At 33.7% G+C, this 23,288-nt stretch carries 10 protein-coding genes; 7 read left to right on the top strand and 3 right to left on the bottom strand.

Annotated features, from left to right (window positions below; genetic code table 11):
- On the bottom strand, window positions 1-13,118 hold a 13,118-nt coding region (locus F3G70_RS03710), incomplete at its 3' end, for a non-ribosomal peptide synthetase (RefSeq protein ID WP_149731380.1).
- A 1,067-nt stretch (window positions 13,119-14,185) separates the two neighbouring features.
- Here F3G70_RS03710 and F3G70_RS03705 point away from each other — a divergent pair.
- Entirely contained in the window at window positions 14,186-15,064 is an 879-nt protein-coding gene (locus F3G70_RS03705) for an alpha/beta hydrolase (protein WP_149731379.1), read from the top strand.
- A gap of 505 nt (window positions 15,065-15,569) precedes the next feature.
- Here the strand turns inward: F3G70_RS03705 and F3G70_RS03700 are convergent.
- Window positions 15,570-17,618 (bottom strand): heavy metal translocating P-type ATPase, encoded by a 2,049-nt coding sequence (locus F3G70_RS03700; RefSeq protein ID WP_149731378.1) that lies wholly within the window; start codon window positions 17,616-17,618, stop codon window positions 15,570-15,572.
- 692 nt (window positions 17,619-18,310) lie between these two features.
- On the opposite strand from F3G70_RS03700, the gene F3G70_RS03695 reads away from it, so the two are divergent.
- The gene (locus F3G70_RS03695) at window positions 18,311-19,498 is read left to right on the top strand and encodes an AAA family ATPase (RefSeq protein WP_223166000.1); all 1,188 of its coding nucleotides are present in this window, start codon (window positions 18,311-18,313) and stop codon (window positions 19,496-19,498) included.
- Window positions 19,499-19,585: 87 nt separating this feature from the next.
- Here F3G70_RS03695 and F3G70_RS03690 read toward each other — a convergent pair whose 3' ends face one another.
- On the bottom strand, window positions 19,586-19,990 hold the full coding sequence (locus tag F3G70_RS03690) for a pyridoxamine 5'-phosphate oxidase family protein (RefSeq protein ID WP_149731377.1): 405 nt from the start codon (window positions 19,988-19,990) through the stop codon (window positions 19,586-19,588).
- Between the two features lie 200 nt (window positions 19,991-20,190).
- Here F3G70_RS03690 and F3G70_RS03685 point away from each other — a divergent pair, with 200 nt between their 5' ends.
- The 5 genes from F3G70_RS03685 to F3G70_RS03670 form a co-directional block, all read left to right on the top strand.
- Window positions 20,191-20,565: a winged helix-turn-helix transcriptional regulator gene (locus tag F3G70_RS03685; protein ID WP_149731376.1), complete on the top strand. Its 375-nt coding sequence runs from the start codon at window positions 20,191-20,193 to the stop codon at window positions 20,563-20,565.
- Between the two features lie 22 nt (window positions 20,566-20,587).
- A complete protein-coding gene (locus tag F3G70_RS03680; protein ID WP_149731375.1) occupies window positions 20,588-21,364 on the top strand; it encodes a protein-ADP-ribose hydrolase in 777 nt (258 codons plus the stop codon).
- Window positions 21,365-21,373: 9 nt separating this feature from the next.
- A complete protein-coding gene (locus F3G70_RS03675; protein WP_149731374.1) occupies window positions 21,374-22,225 on the top strand; it encodes a Sir2 silent information regulator family NAD-dependent deacetylase in 852 nt (283 codons plus the stop codon).
- A gap of 336 nt (window positions 22,226-22,561) precedes the next feature.
- Window positions 22,562-22,729 carry a hypothetical protein gene (locus tag F3G70_RS12015; protein ID WP_188118080.1) on the top strand — a complete coding sequence of 56 codons (168 nt, stop codon included), beginning with the start codon at window positions 22,562-22,564 and terminating at the stop codon, window positions 22,727-22,729.
- Window positions 22,730-22,931: 202 nt separating this feature from the next.
- A partial coding sequence (locus F3G70_RS03670) for an MFS transporter (protein ID WP_149731373.1) occupies window positions 22,932-23,288 on the top strand: 357 nt, incomplete at its 3' end.

Raw genomic sequence — 23,288 nt, 5'->3', positions numbered from 1 at the left:
ATTGCTGCCATCGCAACATCAAAACCTATGGAAGCGAATAAGCCATAAACATCCTCAGGGAGAATGTCCAAATCACTAACATGGAAATCTATGAAGTTAACTAATGATTTTCTGGTGATTTTTACACCTTTAGGAATGCCGGTACTACCGCTTGTGTATAATATGCAGGCCAAATCGCCGTAAGTATTATCCAGTTTATTTAAAGTTTTGATTTCACCGTTGATGATGTCTGATATGTTTAGAATAATACGGTCTTTGGCCAGATTGTGTCCACGTTCATAGGTTTCATCGTTGACAATGAGAACCTTGGAGTCTGTATCTTTTATCATGAACTCCACACGTTCATTAGGATGGGTATCATCCAATGGAACATAGATTCCAGCTATTGATAGGACTCCCAAGGTGCAGAACATATACAGTTCGCTGCGCGGAACCAAAAAGCTGACCTTGTCTTGGGGTTCAACGCCTAAATCAATGAGTCTTCTTCCAATTGCATCTGCAATATATGCTCCTTCAGCATAAGTGTAGGAAAGGTCATTGAACTCAACCAATTTGTTTTCAGGATGATTAGACAGATTATAATTAAAGGCATCTAAAATATCTTCATAATCCAAATCATGCTCTGTCTGGTTATAGCTGTCTAGAAGGACAATGTCTTCATTTGCAGTATAGTTGATTTCTTCTAATTTATCAACAGAAATTATTTGTTCTAATATTAACTTGTATGATTTAACAAATTGTTTAGCAGTATTTTGGCTAAATTTATCCAAATGGCTTACGCTAACAACAAAACCATCTTCTAAATCGTTAACAACACATAAGAAATCGCTGACTTCATCTGCATCATCTCTAAATACTATTTCATCACCAATCTCAAATTCATTTAAATCATGATTATACTCGAAAATAACATTATTGTTTAAATCAAACTCTTTTGCAAGCAATCTAAATGGATAGATACTGTTGGTCATTGATTTTAGGATTAAATCAGAAGTATAATCTACATAATCTGCAACGGATCTATTTTCACAGTCAACAATAACTGGAATTGTTCTGATAAACATTCCCCAAGCATCCTGCAGGTAATCTTCATGACGCCCATGTTCAGTAAAGTTATAATAAACTTTATCGCAGCCTATGAAACGTGAATATGTGTATGCAAATACAGCATTCAATAAACTGCTAACAGTAATATTATTTTTCTTAGTGAACGATTCAACATTTTCACGAACGCCTCTGATAGGAAGGCCGACACTACCAATTTTTCCATCAACATCTCTTAAAAGGTATTGGACTTTATCAATATCTGCGAAATTATCCTGGAAGAATTTTTGGGCAGATTCATATTTGTTGTCATATTGTACTTCAAATGAATCACGACTAGCGTAAACAAAGCCCAGATCAATTTCATCATCTAATTTACCCATTAAGGCCTGTTCTAATCCTTTATTGATAAGTGTGGCAGTAGTTGCATCACTAATGATGTGATGCACATTATAGATTATGGACTTGCCGGCTTCGCTATCCACAATTATAAAAGCAGCTAAAGACTTATCCAAATCAAATGGCTTTATGAAATCGGAATAATTTTCATCATTAACTACTTCAATAGATGGATAACTATCACAAATTAAAAGAGGCATATTTGCAGTATCTAAAACACGTCCTTTTAAGATAGGATGTTTTTTGATTAAAGCATGAATTGCATCTTCAATTTCGCCGATTGTATAGCTAGAATCACAATCAAATATTCTAGGGTTTGAATAAGCCAAACCTTTTTTATGAACTTTTTCGTCTAGATAGATACCTAATTGGGGTTCAGATAAACAACAAACAATGTCATTATCTTTGAATTTATAATTACCAATGAATTCAAGTTCAAATTTGATATTCTCAATGAATTTGTTGAATTTATCGCCAATATAGGTATTCTCCGCATATTGTCCATTAATTCTATATGAATTTCCATCACGAAAAACATTGAGAGAAATGCCATAGGTTTCTAAACTCTGTTTATAAATGTCTGTTTCCTCACTGTCCAATAATGAGTCTGGAATAATTGACTCAAACAATTCATTTTTAAATGAAAATTCACTGCTTAAGAAATTGAAAGTGACTGGACAGTGTTTGAATTCCAATTCTTTTGTTGTATAGATTAATGAATAATAATTCAAACCCAAATTATTGGCTTCGTTAAATGCAGATTTAATATTATACACATCATTCATTAAAGAAACATCATCATAATCATTGTTTACATCGACTAATATCGGATATTGGCTAGTGAACCAGCCGACTGTTCTGTTAAGCTTTGCAATGCTTTCATCACGACCATAGGTCTCACGCTTGAATATCACGTCTTTGCCATAGGTCTTATTATATGCTCTTGCAATTGCTAAGGCCAAATATTCCTCTTCAGACAACATCAAAAGATTATTAATATCATAATTTACATCAACATCAAAGAAGAATGGATTTGCATTGCCCTTAATAGATGAATCATCCAATAAATCATTAATTTTAGTCCAATATCGTTTTTCCTCAGGTGAAATGTCATTGACCAGATTTTTAATGTCTTCCACCCAATTTTTGTATGGATATGGTCTTTGAAGCTCTATTTCTTTTCCTGCTTTTAGATTGTTGTAGATATTGGTTAAATCTGTGATTAAAATATCCCAGCTTACACCGTCTATAATCAAATGATGAATGATAAACATAAGATATGATGTGCTTTTGTGATGAATCAAATTAATTTCAATTAAGTTGCTTTCTACATCTAAAGAATTAAGTGATTTTATAAATATGTCTTTTATTGACTCTTCAAAGTCATTTGAAATGTTATATTCATTTATTTCACAAATCTTGGTATTGACAGGCAATATCTCTTGAATTACATCTCCATTCTCACCTAAACTGTAATCTGCACGAAGCATATCATGAACATTGCATAACTCATTGAAGGACTCCTGTAGAGTGTCTATGTCTAATTTTTCATTGGATTTTAAAATGTAATATTGTGAGAACTTATCTGAAGTGACTTGATCAAAGAAATATTCCTGGATTGGAAGTAAATCTACAGTACCCTCTACTGCATCATATGAAATACTTTCCACGATTTGGACATTTTGTGCAATCAGACTTGGGGTTTTATAGTTCAATATGTCTCTAGCTGTGCAGGAGATATCATTTTTCTCCAAGATTGATATAACGCGAATAGCAGTGATGGAATCTCCACCCAAACGAACAAAATCATCATTTATACCAATGTCCTTTTGATTAAATACATATTCGAAAGCCTCGGTAATATGCTTTTCAGTTTCATTTGTCGGGGCAACGTATTCATCATGCAAACTTTCCAAATCAACTTCCGGCAATGCAGACCTGTTGACTTTACCGTTAACATTTAAAGGAATTTCATCCAATTCCATTACAAATGAAGGAACCATATATTCGGGTTTGTATTTAGTTACATAATCACAAACGGAATCTTTAACGTCGTCAATTTCATGTGATAGAACTACATATGCGACCAATTCATTGCTGGAATTCTTTTTAATGGCTTGAACTGTAACATCACTAACATAATCCAATTGCCTAATTACATTTTCAACTTCAGAAAGTTCAACACGGTTCCCTCTTATTTTCACCTGTCCGTCATGTCGGCCTTTGATAGCTAAAGATCCATCAGGTAATATTCTCACCATGTCTCCGGTTCGATACAAAGTATTATACTCTTCTTCCTCATCAAAAGGATTTTCAACAAATGATTTGTTTGTTTCTTCTTCACGGTTCAAGTATCCATCAGCAATCTGATAACCTGCCAGGTATAATTCACCTACGGCACCACAAGGTACACGTCTTTTCTCTTCATCCAAAATATAAGCTTTGGAATTGTAATTTAATTTACCTACAGAAGAGTAATCAATTTTATCTGAATTATTTATTGAAGATATAAAGTTATTTCCCTCAGTTGGACCATATTCATCCACCAATTGATAGTTTTCAGGACTTTCGAATTCTCCAAGTTTTTCTCCGCCAACAAACAGATAATCCAGTGATGAATCATCCACAGTCTGCATAAATAACTTTCCAACAGGAGTAGTAATGATTGTATGTGTAACATTCTGTTCAATGAAATAGTCATTGAGCTTATGCATGTTGTATCTGATTTCTTCCGGAACTACAGATAAGCAGGCTCCGGAGTAAATGGCCTTGAATATTGACATTACTCCAGCATCAAAACCAATCGAAGCATACAATCCATAAACATCATCACTATCCAATCCGAATGTTTCGCCATAGTAAGTTGCCACGTTAAGAATAGCTCTGCGAGTAATTTTTACACCTTTAGGAACTCCGGTAGTACCGCTGGTATATAGGATGGAAGCAATATCCTCATAAACCACAGGTAAAGAGGATAAAGATTTTATATCTTCCTTAAGGATGTCAGAGATGTTTAAAATGGCAATGCCGTCAGACAACTCTTTTGCGCGGTCATAAGTTTCATCACTGGCAATAATCGCCCTTGAATCAGTATCTTTTATCATGAAACTGATACGTTCATCTGGTAAAGTATCATCTAAAGGAACATAAATGCCTCCTGCGGACATGATGCCTAAAATACAGAACATGTACAGTTCAGAGCGAGGAACTAAAAATCCAACGCAGTCTTGAGGTTGAACACCAAATTCTTGAAGTCTTTTGCCTATTGCATTGGCTACATATGCGCCTTCAGCATAGTTGTAGGAAACATCATTGTATGAAACCAGCTTGTTTTCAGGATATTTGGAAAGGTTGTCATTGAATGCATCAAGAATATCCTCATAAGCCAAAGGATGTTCTGTCTTGTTGTAGCTATCCAAAAGTTCAATGTCTTCGGTGGAAACATAATCAATATCTTCAAGGTTTTCCTTTTCTAAAATTTGGATTAACACTTCCTTGAATACTTTAACGAATTGTATTGCCGTATGTCTGCTGAACTTATCCAAATGACTTACTGTAATGAGAAAACCGTCTTCCAAATCATTAATAACACATAAAAAGTCGCTGACCTTGTCTGCATCATCCCTAACTATTATATCGTCGCCAACTTCAAATTCATTCAAATCGTAGTTATATTCAAATGCAACGTCATTACTTAAATTAAATTCTCGTGCAGTCAATCTGAATGGATAAATACTGTTGGCCATTGATTTCAGGATTAAATCAGCCACATCGGTTACATAATCGTTAACGGATTTATTTTCACACCCAACAATGACTGGTATTGTTCGAACAAACATGCCCACAGCATCCTGCATGTAATCTTCATGACGGCCGTGTTCAGTAAAGTTATAGTAAACCTTGTCACTGCCTGTGAAACGTGAATATGTATATGCAAATACGGCATTCAATAAACTGCCCACAGTAATGTTATTGTTTTGTGTGAATAATTCGACATTTTCACGAATGTCTCTGACAGGAAGGCTGACACTGCCTATTTTTCCATTGACATCTCCTAATAAGTACTGGACGTCATCAATATCAGCGAAAGTATTATGGAAGAATTCCTGAGCGGATTTAAATTTTTCTCCGTATTGTGTTTCGAACGAATCATGGCTGGCATAAACAAAGCCATAATCGATAGCATCATCCAATTCACCCATCAAAGCCTGCTTTAATTCATTTTTAATGATTGTATGACTAGTTGCATCACTAATCATATGGTGGATATCATAGAATACAAATCTGCTGTCTTCACTATCTACAATGAAGAAGCGAGCTAAAGATTTATCCAAATCAAACGGTTTAATCAAATCAGGACAATCCCCTTTGTCAACCATTTCAACAGTTGGATAACTGTCGCAAATTAAAAGAGGCATATTTGCAGTATCCAAAACACGACTTTTCAAGATAGGATGCTTCCTGATTACAGCATGAATGGCATCTTTAATTTCATTAATAGAATTATCATGACCATATTCAAAAATTCCGGTAGTTGAATATGCCACATCTTTTTCATGAACCTTTTCATCTAAATAAATACCTAACTGGGCTTCAGATAAACAGCAGACGACATTATCATCTTCAAATTTATGATTGCCAATGAATTCCAATTCATATTTAATATTTTCAATAAATGCATTGAATTCATCACCAATATATGTGTTGCCTGCATAATCTCCAGTGATTTCATATGAATTGCCGTTGCGCACAACATTGAATGTGATTCCATAAGATTCCAAATCCTGTTTCATTTCCTCATAATCGGGAGATGATTCTGGAATAAATGATTCGAACAATTCATTTTTAAATGAAAATTCACTGCTTAAGAAATTGAAAGTGACTGGACAAGGTTTGAATTCCAATTCTTTTGTTGTGTAGATTAATGAGTAATAATTCAAACCCAAATTATTGGCCTCTTTAAATGCAGTTTTGAGGTTATAAACATCATTCATTAATGAAACATCATCATAAGCATTGTCCACATTGACCAATATTGGATATTGGCTGGTGAACCAGCCGATTGTTCTGTTTAGTTTCGCAATGCTTTCATCACGACCGTAGGTCTCACGATTGAATATTATGTCTTTGCTATATGTCTTTTTATAAGCTCTTGCGATTGCCAAAGCCCAATATTCCTCCTCAGACAACATCAAAAGACTATTGATATCATAATTCGCATCAACTCTAAATGCAAAGGGATTTGCATCGCCTTTTATAGAATAATCATCCAGCAAAGAATTTATTTTAGTCCAATGTTCTTTTTCTTCAGGGGAAATGTTGCTAAGCAAATCCTTAACATCATCCACCCAATTTTTATATGGGTATGGTCTTGAAAGGCTTATTTGTTTTCCTGCCTTTAAACTGTTGTAGATATGTGTCAAATCGGTGATTAAAATATTCCAGCTTACTCCGTCTATGATTAAATGATGAATAATTAACATGAGATAGGAAGCATCCTTGTGATGAATCAGATTAATTTCAATTAGATTGTCCATATTCAATGAATTGAATGATTTTATGAAGATTTCTTTAAGTGACTCTTCAATGTCATCAGAGATATCATATTCATTTATCTCGCAAATTTGAGTATGCACAGGCAATATCTCTTGATTCACATCCCCATTTTCATCAATGTCATATCTTACACGAAGCATGTCATGAACATTGCACAATTCATTGAAAGACTTCTGCAAAGTATCTTTATCCAATTTTTCATTGGATTTCAGGATGAAATGTTGTGAGAAATTATCCCTATTGATTTGATCAAAGAAAAATTCTTGGATAGGAAGCAAATCTATTGAGCCTTCAACTGCATCATAAGAAACACTTTCAATGCTTTGAACATTTTGCGCAATCAAATACGGAGTTTTATAATTCAATATATCTTTAGCGTTGCAGGAAATATCATTTTTCTCTAAAAGTGAAATAACACGAATTGCAGTGATAGAATCTCCACCCAAACGAATAAAGTTGTCATTTAATCCAATGCCTTTTTGATTAAACACAAGTTCGAAAGCGTCAACAATATGTCTTTCAATTTCATTTGTTGGGGCAACATATTCTTCATGCAAAGTACTCAAATCTACATCAGGCAATGCAGATTTATCAACTTTACCATTGACATTCAAAGGGATGGTATGCAATCTGATAACAAATGAAGGAACCATATAATCCGGTTCATTTTCACTCACATGATTACAGACAAGATTTTTAAGCTCATCATCACCAATATTCTCTGATGAAACAACATAAGCCACTAGTTCATGGTTGTCTCCATTTTGGATTGTTTTGACTGTAACATCATCTATGATGTCCATCTTTCTGATTGTAATTTCGACTTCTGACAGTTCCACACGGTTTCCTCTCACTTTTACTTGATTGTCTCGACGACCCACAATACCGTATGTTCCATCAGGCAACAGCCTTGCAACATCACCGGTACAATACAATCTGTTATATTCTTCATTGTCTTCAAATGGATTGGCCGTGAATGCCTTGGAGGTTTCTTCTTGTCTATTTAAGTAACCGTCAGCTAGTTGAATTCCGGACAGATATATTTCTCCGACTGCTCCAATCGGCACACGTCTGAATTCCTTATCCAGAATATATGCTTTTGTATTGTTTTGCACATACCCCACACTGCTGTAATCGATTTTGTTTGTTGTATCTGCACTGATTACATATACACAGGCTTCGGTTGGTCCATATGCATCCACAATCCTGTAATTTCTGATTTCATCTATTTGCCCTAATTTTTCTCCCCCGGCAACAAGTACTTTAAGGGAGGTTTCCTCAATTTGGCTTATAAATAGTTTGGCAATTTGTGTGGTTATATATGTGTGTGTAACTCCATGTTTCATGAAATGCTTATTCATTGCGGAGATATTTAATTTTATATCATTAGGAATCACGTTTAAGCAGGCACCTGAATATATTACAGAAAATATTGCTGCCATCGCAACATCAAAACCTATGGAAGCGAATAAGCCATAAACATCCTCAGGGAGAATGTCCAAATCACTAACATGGAAATCTATGAAATTAACTAATGATTTTCTGGTGATTTTAACGCCTTTAGGAACGCCAGTACTACCACTGGTATATAATATACAGGATAAATCACCATAATTAATATCTAATACATTTAAAGATTTAATTTTACCCTCAACAATATTTGATATATTAAAAATAATGCAATCCTTGGCCACATTCAATCCACGTTCATAAGTATCATCGTTGACAATGAGAACCTTGGATTTCGTATCTTTTATCATGAATTCGATACGTTCATTCGGGAGAGTATCATCCAATGGAACATAGATGCCGCCTGCGGACATGATACCTAAAACACTAAACATATATAATTCCGAGCGAGGGACTAAAAAGCTAACACAATCTTGAACTTCAACTCCTAAATCGGCCAGTTTTTTTCCAATTGCATCCGCTATGAAAGCACCTTCACCATAACTGTATGAAACATCATTATATGAAACCAATATCTTTTCAGGATGTTTTGTTAGGTTATCATTAAAAGCATCCATAATATCATCACAAAACAGGGGATGCTCAGTTTGATTGTAGCTATCTAAAAACTCAAGATCAGAATCAGAGGTGAAATTAATATTACCTAATTCCTCAACTTTAATCATTTCATGCAAAATTAACTTATAAGATTCAGTAAAATGCTCTATGAAATCTTTAGAATATATGGATGAATATAAAATTCGAATTGTTAATTTATCATCACTATTATTGAAAATATAGAAAGACAAATCGGCATTCAAGTCATGATCCAGTTCATCAACACCATATTTCAAATCCTCTTTATTTATAACATCACTAAATAGATTATGGGAATATTGGAATAGGATATTTGAATTCAAATCATAGTCATTAGCCAGGGTATGGAAAGGATACAAATCATATTTCATAACTGAATTGATTAAATCTGAGGAATAATCAAGGAATGAATTGACATCTTTATTTGAACAGTCAATAAGAACAGGCAACGTCTTGACAAACATTCCTACGGAGTCTGATAAATCAATATGTCCTCTTCCGTCTTCAATGATGTTGAAAAGAATTTTATCCGAACCTGTGAATCTTGATAAGGTATAAGCGAAAACGCTTGAAAAGAACTGGTTATGTGTCAAGTTATGACTTTGTAAAAATGAATTCAAATCATCAAAATCAATATCAAATGAATCGATGAATTCAAACTCGTCATTATCGTCATTAACTGACGGCAGCAAATCATGGACCTCATCCACGTCTGCCAGCATGAGGGAAAAGAATTCATTAGCGCCATCCATATAATCGGAATCGATGATTTCTTCAAATGAAAACTGCCTTAATATTCCGTAATCGGTAAAATCAACTTCTTCACCACTTAAGATTGAAATTAATCTGTTTAATAAAATATTTAGTGACGTACCGTCAAAAATCATGTGGTGGAAATCCGCACATAAGCCATTTTCAACAATAAGGAATCTGGATAAGGATTTGTCAAATTCGAAAGGTTTAACGAATGATTTGATGTCATTAACTGATCCTTCATTAATTTCAGGCTCGCCGTCAAATGCAAAGAAAAGGTCTCCATCATCATTTAATATCCGTGCCTTTAAAACAGGAAATACTTCAAAGAGTTTAATTAATGCGTTTTTAATTTCATCACTTGAATAATCGTCCCTGAAATCAATTTTAAATGGGTTGTTGTATGCCGTACCCATATCGTTAACGCTTTCGTCAAGATAAACGTTTAATTGTGATTCAGATAGAGGACACGGCTTGTCAAAAGTGTAATTGTTATCATCGATTGATGAGTGAACGTTCAGGTTAAACTTGATGTGATTAGCTATTTCATTTGGCGTTGAAAGTCCGATAAGTTCGTTTGATGAGAGATAAACGCCCAACTTTTCCTTTAACGCCAGCTGCAGCTTCATTGCAGAAAGTGAATTTCCTCCCAAAGAAACGAAATCGTCATCAATCATGACAAAATCAAGATTCAGGACTTCTTTAAAAGCATCAACAACAGCACTTACAACCTCATCGGCTATTTCAATGTCCTCACTGTTAATTGCGGTTTTTAATCTGGATTTATCGATTTTGCCGTTCAGATTTAATGGAATCTCGTCCAGTTCAATGAACAGGGACGGAATCATGTAATACGGAAGCTCATCATTTAAAGCCTCTTTTACTTCATTAATGTCTAAATTATCGTCAGTTGTGTAATATGCAATCAGGTTATCGTTGTCAACGTCAAGGTAAATGTCTGAAATCTCATTAAAGCCGTTCATTATCCTTAAGATTTCATCTGATTCTATACGGAATCCCCTGACTGAGAGCTGATCGTCTTCACGTCCGATGATTTCTATTTCACCGTCAAAATTGTAAAATCCTATATCTCCGGTACGATACATTATTTTATTATCTTGGGAGTCGCTAAAAGGGTTTTCTATAAATAATTCGTCTGTCAATTCAGGATTGTTAAGGTATCCTGGACTCATGAAATTGTTGGAAACGCAAATTTCTCCTGGAACTCCAATAGGCATCTGATTGTTGTCATCATCCAAAATGTAAACCCTTGAGTTGGCAACTGGACTGCCTAAAGGTGCGTTATTGTATTTAATGTCTTTTAAATCGTATTTTTTAGTTATTCCGCAGATTATTTCTGTCGTTCCGTAGAAATTAATAAGCTTGGTAGGTTTTTCCTTTTTGCTTAATTCATTGAGTTTTGCACCGGCCAATACGAGATAATCCAATTGAAGGTCTTCATTTTCATAAATTGGAATGCCTATGCCTGGAGGCAGAATAAGGCTGTTTAAATGATTTTCCTTAAGCTCCTTAATTAAGAGCAAACTGTCTTTCTGCTCCATTTCATTGAATATTCTGCAGCATCCTCCGAAATAGAGTGCCGCATAGATTACAAATGATGCTACAAAGGTAAATCCTAAGTAGTGACCTATTACATCGCCTTCGGAATAGTTGAAAATTTCCCTGAAGGATATTCCAACTCCAGGGATCTGGCTGTTGGAAACCATCACTCCCTTAGGAAGTCCCGTAGTTCCTGAAGTGAATATTATCGTGAATAAATCGTCACCTCGAGTGGCTATTTCAATGTCCACGTCATCCGAATCGTTCAGGTCTTCCAAATAAATAACCTTCTGCTTTAAATCAAAGGAATCGGCAATTGCCTTAGTGGATATAATATATTCGCTTTGGCTTAGGTTAAGCATATATTCGATACGTTTTATGGGATAGAAAAGGTCAATCGGAACGAATGTGGCGCTGATTTTATTTAATGCCAATACAATTTCCGGAAAGTGATAATCCCTCATAAGCATTAATGCAACACGGGTTCCGGGACCAATGCCATAGTTTTCTTTTAAGTCATTGGCAATTGAATTGCTTGACCTTTCAAGCTCCCCGAAAGTAATCTTATTGATGCCGTCATCCACTGCAAGAGCATCAGGATTGTTCAAGGCATTTTCACGAAAAGCGTGTGGTAAAAATTTATTTTCATCGACTTCAACTCGTTTTCCCTTGCAGTATTTTAAAAGCAATTCCTTCTCTTCACCGGAAAGTACATCAATATCTCCAATTAATTGCTTAGGGGAATGTGAAATCTCTTCAATCAGGCTTTCAATGTTTCCAACCATATGATTAATGTAGATATCTGAAAATAAATTCGAATTGTAGATAATCTCCAATGAATCATTATAAATGTTTAAGGTTAATGCGGAGTTATCTCCGTTTAAGACATGAATATTCTTATTTAAATCAGTGAAATCATGGATTGAATAATATGATGAGTTCTCATCTAAATAACAGGTAATGTCAACTTTTGTTTTTTCAAGGGCATTAACTAAGGTCTGTTTGAATACATCAATTAAATCGTTAAATGAGTCTTCCCGATTAACATCGACTTTTAAAAAAGCATTCTTATCCAAAGCCCCGTTCTCGTGAGGGATAATAGTTTTTAAAAGGATTCCTTCAAGCCTGTCAATGCGTGACAAGTACAGTGCGAATGCGCTTCCATAAAAATCAAATAATGAGCATCCATTATCGTTAATGAAAGCGTTGACAGAATCCTCATTGACATTGATTATTTGGCTTTTGCAGTTGTCCTCCTTTAGGTTATAGAATCTGACGTGTTCGCTTGAGTTTAAAATAAAATTTTTCCAGTAATTTTTATCCTTTTCAAAATCAGGGGAGTTGAGGTAATCATTAACTTTAGCATAATGTGAATTCAAATCATTTCCTAAAGATGATTTATTTAAATCATTGAATAATTCATAAAAGTCGTTTATTGAGGTGTAATCAAATATCAGTGAACTTATATTGGCTAAAATTTTGAATTTATCATTATCCTTTAAAACTATGAATTTATAAAGAGGCACATTAATTGAATCGTCAAAATCTAACTTGAAAAAGGAATCTGTGAGGTCACCTATATCTTTTTTAAAATCCAAAACATCAATGAAGCGATAATCAATATCTTCATTGATTAAAATTGCATTGAAATCTTCATCAAGCTGCCAATTGAAAATGCCTTTTGCCTTTTTGAAAGCCTCTTCAATAACATGGCAATTGCAATCCTCCAGATTCATTATAAATTTAACATTATTCTTCACTAGAACTCATCCCCTTAAAATTCAAAGCTGTCATAATCCATATAAGCATTTGCTTGAAAAATGATATTCCCATTAATCATTGTTATATTATATAATAAATTAAATAAATATTTATTGATGGATGTTAAAATTTAGGTCTTGATTTTTTTCAATCCGTCTATTTTTTTTGAAGAATAATGATTAAATCCGTCTTTCAAGGAACCGGATGAATTATTTTTATTTTTGAAAAATTTTTTCATTCAGATATTTTTGTAAAAGTTTCGGAAAGTTAGAGATTATCTTTTTAATGTATGTAGTTGACATTTTGGCGCTTTGTAAAATCTACTTTCAAAAATATGTTCATATAATTCTGTTTAATATCAGAAAACATTCAGTTAATGTAAAAATAGACCTTAGACGGAAAGAAAATAACTACTTAATTATATATAACTTAAAAATTAAACCATTAATTAAATAAAATTATTTGAAGAAAGGTTATATGAAAGGACATGCGATAGTTGTCATACTTATGGTCTCTCTACACTACTTTTTTTTAGAACTTATGATAGTTAAAGATTTTCATTCGTATAAAACGTATGATATTGTTCGCAACCTTATCGATTTTCAGCACTAAAACTCTAATACAAAATTTATTTTTTGTAATTATAAAATTTTTGCAAGGATTCGAAAAGCTTTTGCACAATCTTTTGGAAACGAACTTCCATGTTTTCTTCTTTTAACTTAGGCAAAATATGTTATTGAGATAATGATTGTATTTTTTCGAACTGCTTGGTGTCATAGGGCATAACAGTTGCATTCACCGAAAATAGGTGTTAGATATCTCCCCATGATAACCGGCTTGTCTTCACCGTTAAATAATCTGTCTCCTTGGGAACCATGTGTAAATCATTGCAGTCTTTATTTCTTTAAAATCTTGCCTTTAATGTCAAAAACACAAGAAAGAAATTGAAATAAAAAACAGCGATTTGAGATACACATTCAGAAATATGACAAACATTTTTATAAATTCATAATTTTATATAATTTAATAAATATAATATATAACAATCAACACAAAAGGTATCAAAATGTCAAAGAGATCAAAAATTATAGAAAATATTTTAGAAAAAAATCATCGCGAATATATTGATGATGCAGATGCCGCTGATGAGTATTTGAAGAAACGCTCCACTGAAGAAGATGAAACCTACAAAATACCAAAAAAGATATATCACACCAAAGTTGAAAGCAAAAATCTGTTTGGATGCCAAATGATAACTTTCAACGATGTTGAAGATACAGAGCGCATGGTCATATATCTTCATGGAGGTATATACGTAAATGAAATCAGACTGCCCCACATTTCTTTTTGCGACAGACTTGCAAAAAAAATCAACGGGTGCGTATTCGCTCCGATATACCCTCTCGCTCCAAACCATACCTACAAAGAAACCTATGAGATTGTTGAAAAACTGTATAATCGCCTGTTGACAACCGGAAAGCCAATTATAATCATGGGAGACTCTGCCGGAGGAGGATTGACTGCAGCATTCTGCGAATATCTGGCAGTTAAGGATATGCCTCAACCTAAAAACATAATTCTGATATCCCCATGGGTTGACATATCAATGTCCGGAGATTACGATGAGGTTGAATATGATCCAATGCTTGGAGTGGATGGTGCTCGTGAAATGGGTAAAGCCTGGGCTGGAGATTTGGACACTAAAGACTATAAGGTAAGTCCGCTATTTGGAGAAGTAGATAAGCTTCCTAAAACCACAATATTCATAGGGACCCACGAAATAATATATCCAGACATTGTCAAATTTTACAACAAACTACAGGATAATGGCGTTGATGCAGAACTGATTGTCGGTGAGGAAATGAGCCACGTGTATCCTCTTTATCCAATGGTTCCCGAAGCAAAAGAGGCATTCAATCGGATTGCTGAAATACTTCTCGACTAATTTTGAATTACTATAGAGATTTTATTAAAAAATAGAAAGATGCACACTTTTCATTTACGTCCTTATCTCTGTTCACTATAGCCACTTTGGCTGCCGGCAATATTAATGAAACTGCAGTGCATCTGAAAATTATATTATTAATGTAGAACAGACCAGCGATAATACTGTAACTGCCAAAAAGAATATAAAAACATGAATTTCATGAAAACATGGAAAAATTTATGTTTATCATGTTTTAAAAAAATGTTTGAAATATTTGCCGATACTTATCAATTGCCATTAAAAAATCATCATTTTATAAAGAAAACCAAAAATAACACGAACAATTCGTATAAAACGAAACTTATTCTAGAAACTTTGATTTGCTGATGTGTTTTTGACATTAACACTAATGATATAGAAGATCAAATTTAATTCAACTTTGCTATATCATGAGCCTTTTCAAACTAAATCTTCGAATTGCAAATGGATGATGTTAATGTTAAGTAATCTTAAAAAGAAAAAGTTAGTTGTGATGAAGTTCACAACTTTGTCTTGTTATTGAGTGCTTGTGAGTATGCATATGCTTAATTCCATTATCTGTAACGATTTCATCAATGATTTTAACATTTTCATGGGAGTGAGTATGTTCACCATCATTGTGGAAGTGATAATGTGAATGTTCGGTATATTCAGTATCGATTTTTTTAATTGAATCATCGAAATGCCTGTCATAGAGCAATGCTGCATTTAAAACCACTAAACATGATCCTGCATTGTGAACAATTGCTCCAGTTACTGGATTTAAAAGTCCCAATACAGAACAGATGATAGCCGCTGCATTGATTGCCATTGACATTGCGATATTCAATTTGATTGTAAACAATGTGGAATTAGACAGTTTTTTTAGATATGGAATCTTTCCTATATCATCACCTAAAAGTGTGATGTCAGCCGCTTCAATCGCTACATCGCTTCCAACTGATCCCATTGCAACACTTACATCGGCAGTCTTGAGAGCAGGTGCATCATTTACGCCATCTCCAATCATACATACTTTTTTACCTTCATTTTTGAGTTTTTCAATCCATGAAAGTTTTTCTTCAGGAAGTAAATTGCCAAATACTTTACCGATTCCGACTTGGTTGGCAAAGTAATTAGCAGTTTCTGAATTATCTCCTGTAAGCAATATGGTTTCAGTTCCTAATTCATGTAATCTTTCAATCATGTCTTTGGAATCTTCACGAATCATATCAGATAATCCAATCAATCCGATGACTTCATCGTTTAATGCAACAATTATTGAAGCTTTTCCTTCATGTTTTAATTTGTCTAATTGACAATTTACATCAACATTAATATTATGTTCCGAGAGAAATTTGGAGTTTCCTGCATATATCTTACCATAAGAATTTGTTGATGTAACGCCTTTTCCGGGATACATTTTAAATTCTTGTGGTTCTTCAATATCAATTTCAGCTTCTTTTGCATATTTCACAATTGCTTTGGCTAAAGGATGTTCACTTAGTTTCTCACATGAGGCAACAATTTTAAGTAAATCCTCACTAGGCAAATCATCCCTAAGGGAGATAATATCAGAAACTTCTAAATTACCGTAAGTTAAAGTACCAGTTTTATCGAATACTAAAGTATTTAAACCACCCAATGTTTCCAGCGCTTCACCGGATTTGATGAGCACACCATATTTTGTTGCTTGACCGATTGCAGCCATTATTGCAGTCGGTGTTGCAAGAATTAATGCACATGGACAGAATACCACTAAAACAGTAACTCCTCTTTCGATGTTTCCTGTTACAAGCCATGCAGCAATTGCAATTGCCAGTGCAACTGGAACTAGCCATGTTGCCCATTTGTCTGCAATTCTTTGAGTTGGGGCCTGTTTTTCATCAGCGGCTTTTACAAGATCTATTAATTTTTGAAGTGAAGAATTTTCACCTAAACTGGTTGCTTTAATGTCAATGGCACCATACAGGTTCATAGTGCCGCAGAATACTTCATCACCAACTTCTTTGTCGATTGGCAGTGATTCTCCTGTCATAATTGATTGGTCAAGTGATGAAGTACCGTTTATAATTTCACCATCCACAGGTACGCTTTCACCGGGAAGAATCCTTAAGATATCACCAATTTTTATTTCATCTACTGGAATTACTTTTTCAATTCCATTGGTTATTCTTCTTCCGGTTTGTGGAGTTAGATTAATTAAATTTTTTAAGCCTTTTTTCGCCCTTTCAACTGTCCAGTCTTCCAAAAGCGCTCCCAATGCCATAATCCATGCAACTTCGCCAGCTGCGAATACCTCTCCTATCAAAAGTGAGGCCACCATAGCTATTGCAATCAATAGGGCTGAAGAAATCCATTTTTCACGAATCAATCGGGTCATTGCCAGAAGCAGCATTGGAATACCACTTATTATTACTGTTCCCCATGCAGGATTTAAGTAAATTGGAGTATTGATTCCTAATATCATGAAAATAATTGATATTAAAAGGAATATGCCTGAAATAATTGTCATTTTTAGGCCAAATAGGAAATTGGTTATTTCATCAATCATATAAAACGCCTCAATAGTATTGCTTTTTTTGCTTTATTTAAAATACTCAGTATTACTCAAAAATTTTTTCAAGAGTTCACCCAAATTTTTGAATGCCTTGAACAATTAATTTCAGTAATTACCAAACAGCCAAAAAGTATTACTTTTTTTGAGTTCATTTATATACTCAGTATTACTAATTATAATTTTGCAATTTGAAGTATATAAAAGTATTACTTTTTTTGAGTTCATTTATATACTATGTATTACTAATTGAATATCAACATTAATTCCAAAAATAATTTCCCGTCCGATATTGGAATCCAATATTGAAAAAATCATTGTTGTTAATGTAAAACTAACTGTTAAATGAAAAGAAAAAATAGCTATTAATATATATCTTGAAATTTAAATTATTAATTAACTAATAAAATTATTTGGAGAGAGGCGATATGAAAGGACATGTGATAGTTGTCATATTTATGGTCTCTCTACCCTTATTTTTATAGATTATTGATTATTAAAGATTTTTATTTATTTGATTATTATGTTTTTTATAATCGCTTCATTTATTTGAAGTGCAAAGTTTAACTTTATTTATTTTAATTACTTCATTTATCTGAAGTTACACTATTAACTTTAATCATTTGAAGTACTTTAAATTATTAAAGTATATATGTCTAAAAACACATAGTTTAAGATAGGTGTTTTAAATGAGTATTGTTCCATTATATGTTCCAATCAATGAAATCGACAAATATTTTTATAATCGAACTGAAGATATTAAAAAGATTGCGTATTATTTAAATTCCTTAGAAATAGGAATCTCCCAATCATTGTTAATAAGGGGAGTTAGGGGTGTTGGAAAAACCTTTTTGCTTCAAAAACTTAAACAGGACTCAAAAAAGAATTTCTTAGTTTCATATATTGATATTTCTAGAATTGTAGGCATTGATGATACACAATTGACTGCACAATCAGTTTTATTGGAATTATTGGACGAAATGAACAATACTATTTATGACAAAATAAATGATGGCAAAAAAATAACTTTTCTCTTAAAAAAATTGATTGACAAATTAAAAATAAAAGATTTCAGCTTTTCAAAAGGCACCTATATAGCCGAAATACCAATACCTGCAACTGAAGACAATTACAAAAAAATCAGTAAATTTGTAATGGAATACCCGCAAAAGGTTGTTGAAAACATTGATGGTATTGATGGGTTCATAATTATAATTGATGAGTTTCAAATGCTTAAAAAATTGGAAAACCCCGAATCGTTTTTTTGGTTGCTTCGAAGTTACAGTCAATTCCAATCAAATGTTAGCTATGTAATGAGCGGATCAATCTCACAAACGTCAGATGCAATTGAAATGCTAAATGGGGCTACGGGTGCCTTTGGAGGAAGGATGATACAAATAAATATAGACCCTTTCACAAAGCAGGAAACTAAATCTTATTTCAATGATAGATTCCCGGAAATAACATTCACTGATGATGGTTTCAATCGTTTTTATGAGTATACAAAAGGAATTCCAATGTATATCAATAGTTTTTATAATGCATTGTCCTCTCATGAAACCTACGATGAAGATTTGATAGATTATATTTTTCTTAACAATATGGATCAGATTCTTGTGATGTGGATTAGAATATGGGGCACTCTAAATAAGTATGAAAAAAGGATAATCTGTGCCATGTTAAACAGGGAGGATATTTCCTGGTCTGAACTGGAAAGGAAGTTGGACATGTCCCCTGCTACATTGACTAAATATATTAAAACTCTGCAGGATAAAGGAATCATAAAATATTTTGATGGAAATTATAATTTTGAAGATTTGATGTTAAAAACATGGTTAAATCATGAAAAAGAGCGAACAGGTGTTTATCCAATGTAGATCTTCTTTTTTGAGAGAATCTGTTAAGATAACGCTGGTGATGTTGATGTTAAAAAAAGAAATGTGTTAACATTAATGTTAACAGATTTAAATTTCATAAACTTTAGGAGGTTCTCCGGAAAAGTCGGCAATTGTTGCTTTTCCTTCCTTAATGGTAAATACCTCAAATGTAGGATTGTCTCCAGATTCATACAATGCCTTTACAAGATTATTGGCATCAATCACCTTTTGCTTGATTTCCAAATCATCGATAAATTCTACTTTTCCGGCAATTCTAAGCCATTGGAATTCAGGAGTTGCAGCAGTCATTTCAAAGTTAGGGTTTGCATCCAATTCCTTATACATTGGCTTTTGGTTGCTGGTACAGAAGTATGGTTTGTTATCTTCTGCAAAATAGAATAAAATAGGCCTTACTTTTGCGTTTCCGTCAAGTCCTGTAGTTGCGAGATACTGTTGTGGGTTTTCAGTTAAGAATTTGATTACTTCTTCCATTGATATCACCTTATTCATTGATACTAAATCGATTTATTTCGCTTAGTATTAATTATAAATTGGTTTTATGGCTAATATATGCTTTTTGTTACTTTAAAGTTACCAATTTTGATTTTAAGAGTTTAGTTACTTTTTTGTAACTAAAATTTTATAAATAATCACAAATAGACAGATTCATATCCAAATGGAAATGTGATATCATGGCTAAATTCAAGGGAGATTACTGTCCGGTTGATGAAACATTAAAAATCATCAGGGGAAAATGGCACGTTCTCATTATCAGGGATCTGTTCTTCGGCAAGAAAAGATTCAAGGAATTCAAGGAGGGCAAGCCTAATTTGAGTAATAAGGTTTTGACAGATTGTTTGAAGGACTTGGAATCTAATGGACTGGTTACAAAAACCAGCATAGAGGGCTCTAAAATAACCGAATACTATTTGACTGGGGAAGGAAAACGGATGAACAGAATTATCTATGAATTGGCTGTATTTACATTAGAAAAAGATGGATCTGCAACAGATGATGGAGCTAAGGAATTTATAGAACTGTTTAGGGACACATTGGGAATTGATTAACATATGGATTTAGGAGAGTTGAATGAATAGGGAAGAACAGTTGGATTTTTTAATCAATTACTTAATTGATGAGCGAAATGAAGCTATTGAAATTCCACAGGATTATGATGCTAAAAGAAGTCTGCTTCGCTCTTTAATGAATGTAAGAATGCCCTTAAAAATTTCAGATGAATTTTTAAAAGTTCAGGATGAATTTTTAACCGCAGAAACATTAAGCAAGGATTTGACTTGTGTTGACGACATCAAGGATGTCAACGGCAAGATTATGCTTTGGCAGGGTGATATCGTAACGTTAAAGGTTGACGCCATTGTAAATGCGGCAAACTCCAAATTATTGGGTTGTTTCATTCCCCTTCATAATTGCATTGACAACATGATACACTCCGCTGCCGGTGTGCAGCTAAGAGAAGAATGTGACAATATAATGCAGCTGCAGGGTCATGACGAAGAAGTGGGCAAGGCCAAAATCACAGGAGCATATAATCTGCCTTCAAAATATGTGATACATACAGTAGGTCCCGCAATCCCTCGTGAGTCAAGGCCTTCCAAATTGGATTGTGAAGCGCTGAAAAGCTGTTATGTGTCATGTTTGGAAATAGCCAGTCAAAATAACTTGGAATCATTGGCATTTTGTGCCATTTCAACAGGTGTGTTTAATTTCCCACGAGATTTGGCGGCTGAAATAGCTGTTGGTACTGTTAAGGATTATTTGGATTCGAATGAAACCAGCTTGAAGTATGTTATCTTTGATGTGTTTTCAGATGACAGCTATGAAACATACAGGAATTTATTGTTTTAGGAGAGGAATATGGAACATTTCGTTAAAAGATTGGACAGGGCATATGATGCCATCAATGATGCGGATTATATTCTTGTCGGTGCAGGGGCTGGATTTTCTGCAGCCGCAGGCATAGAATATTCGGGCAAACGTTTTGAAGACAATTTCAAGGATTTTATTGAAAAATACGGCTTGACGGACATGTATTCTTCCGGTTTTTATCCATTTAAAACCTTGGAGGAAAAATGGGCATACTGGGCTCGCCATGTTTACATGAACAGGTATTCCGTTGGCAAAACCGAATTATACGGGCAATTGTTGGAGCTGGTCATGGATAAGGATTATTTTGTCCTCACAACCAATGTCGATCATCAGTTCTGGATTAACGGCTTTGAAGATGACAGGATTTTTGCAACACAGGGAGACTATGGCCTTTTCCAGTGTGGCGAACCTTGTCATGAAAAATTATATTCAAACAGGGATTTTGTTTATAAAGCCATTGAAAACATAAATGATTGTAAGATTCCATCTGATTTAATACCGAAGTGTCCGGTTTGCGGAAAGGAAATTACCTTGAATTTAAGGGTTGACAATACATTTGTTGAAGATGAAAAATGGGGGGAAATGTATAATAACTACTCCGGATATCTGGAGCATGTAGATGAGGACAAAAACATAGTATTTTTAGAGTTGGGCGTTGGCTTTAACACACCTGCAATAATCAGATATCCATTTGAACAGATGACATATGACAATCAGAACACCACATTGATTAGGTTAAACAGAAGTTCAGCACAGGCAATACCTCAAAACAAAGATAAGACCATCTGTTTTGATGAAAAAATTTCAGAAATATTTGAATATTGGCTTTCAAGGATTTAAGTTATTCAAATGAAAAACAGTTATCGGAAAATCTATTAATTATATATTACTTGAAATTTAAAATATTTATTAATTAAAATTATTCGGAGAGGAAGTATATGAAAACTCATGTGATAGTTGTATAACTTTTGTTCTCTCTACACTACTTTTTTTAGAAATCATGATAATTAAATATTTTCATCTATACTGGGTGAAACTGGGATGGTGGAAATACAAATCCTGAACATCTACTATAATCACTGACATAACCTGAACCAACTAATGATGCAAAGGTAACTACTTGAGTATTATTGGAAAAGTTGAGGGTAAGATGCTGAAATTATTTATAAACAATTGATGACAAGCAATTATTGTTACGCCAACAGCAACATGAAGCTGGTCAAAAGGAATCAAAAATTGCATAATCCTGATTCGCCCTTGCTGATTGGGGATGTTAATGAGGGAGATGTTGTAAAAGAGGTCAATGAGCCTAGCTATATTGATGCTCAAACTAGATTGATGTAGTTTTTAGTTAGGCCTTTGATATTTGATGTTCATAGAATGCATTTGAAAATCAATCTTACAGAATTGTGGTGTTCTTGCAGTATTATGTAAAAATTCCATCCAAAAAATTTAATCGTTTGGAAAACAAATATAAAATTAAGTTCATGTTTAAGTTTGAATGTTAAAATATTTTTTAAGATAATATGTTGGAGGATTAATAAATATGAATGAAAAGGCTAACGAAAGTTCTTGGTTTCCGTTAATAGTTGTGGCTTGTGCTTCCTTTATTATAGTGTTGGACTCTTTCTTCATGAATGTTAGCATTTCTCGAATTGTTGTTGATTTGAATGCTGATGTTAGTACTATTCAAATGATTGTGTCGTTTTGTACTCTTATCACTGCTGCGTTGATACTGTTCAGTACCAAACTTCAGGACATAGTTGGTAAAAAGAAACTGTTTGTAATTGGTGCTGCACTTTTTGGTATAGGAATATTTGCTGCAGTATTAAGTTCAAGTGTTACAATGTTTTTTGTCGGATGGGCAGCGATTAAAGGTGTTGCTGCGGCATTAATGCTGCCT

This window comes from Methanobrevibacter millerae, from assembly GCF_900103415.1.
GTDB lineage: Archaea > Methanobacteriota > Methanobacteria > Methanobacteriales > Methanobacteriaceae > Methanocatella > Methanocatella millerae.
This window is presented reverse-complemented; position numbering and strand designations above follow the sequence as displayed.

What these genes read in the sequence shown, in the direction of transcription:
- F3G70_RS03705 (WP_149731379.1), top strand. Translation starts at nt 14,186, where the DNA reads ATGTCAAAGAGATCAAAAATTATAGAAAATATTTTAGAAAAAAATCAT.
- F3G70_RS03700 (WP_149731378.1), bottom strand. Translation starts at nt 17,618, where the DNA reads ATGATTGATGAAATAACCAATTTCCTATTTGGCCTAAAAATGACAATT.
- F3G70_RS03695 (WP_223166000.1), top strand. Translation starts at nt 18,311, where the DNA reads ATGAGTATTGTTCCATTATATGTTCCAATCAATGAAATCGACAAATAT.
- F3G70_RS03690 (WP_149731377.1), bottom strand. Translation starts at nt 19,990, where the DNA reads ATGGAAGAAGTAATCAAATTCTTAACTGAAAACCCACAACAGTATCTC.
- F3G70_RS03685 (WP_149731376.1), top strand. Translation starts at nt 20,191, where the DNA reads ATGGCTAAATTCAAGGGAGATTACTGTCCGGTTGATGAAACATTAAAA.
- F3G70_RS03680 (WP_149731375.1), top strand. Translation starts at nt 20,588, where the DNA reads ATGAATAGGGAAGAACAGTTGGATTTTTTAATCAATTACTTAATTGAT.
- F3G70_RS03675 (WP_149731374.1), top strand. Translation starts at nt 21,374, where the DNA reads ATGGAACATTTCGTTAAAAGATTGGACAGGGCATATGATGCCATCAAT.
- F3G70_RS12015 (WP_188118080.1), top strand. Translation starts at nt 22,562, where the DNA reads ATGACAAGCAATTATTGTTACGCCAACAGCAACATGAAGCTGGTCAAA.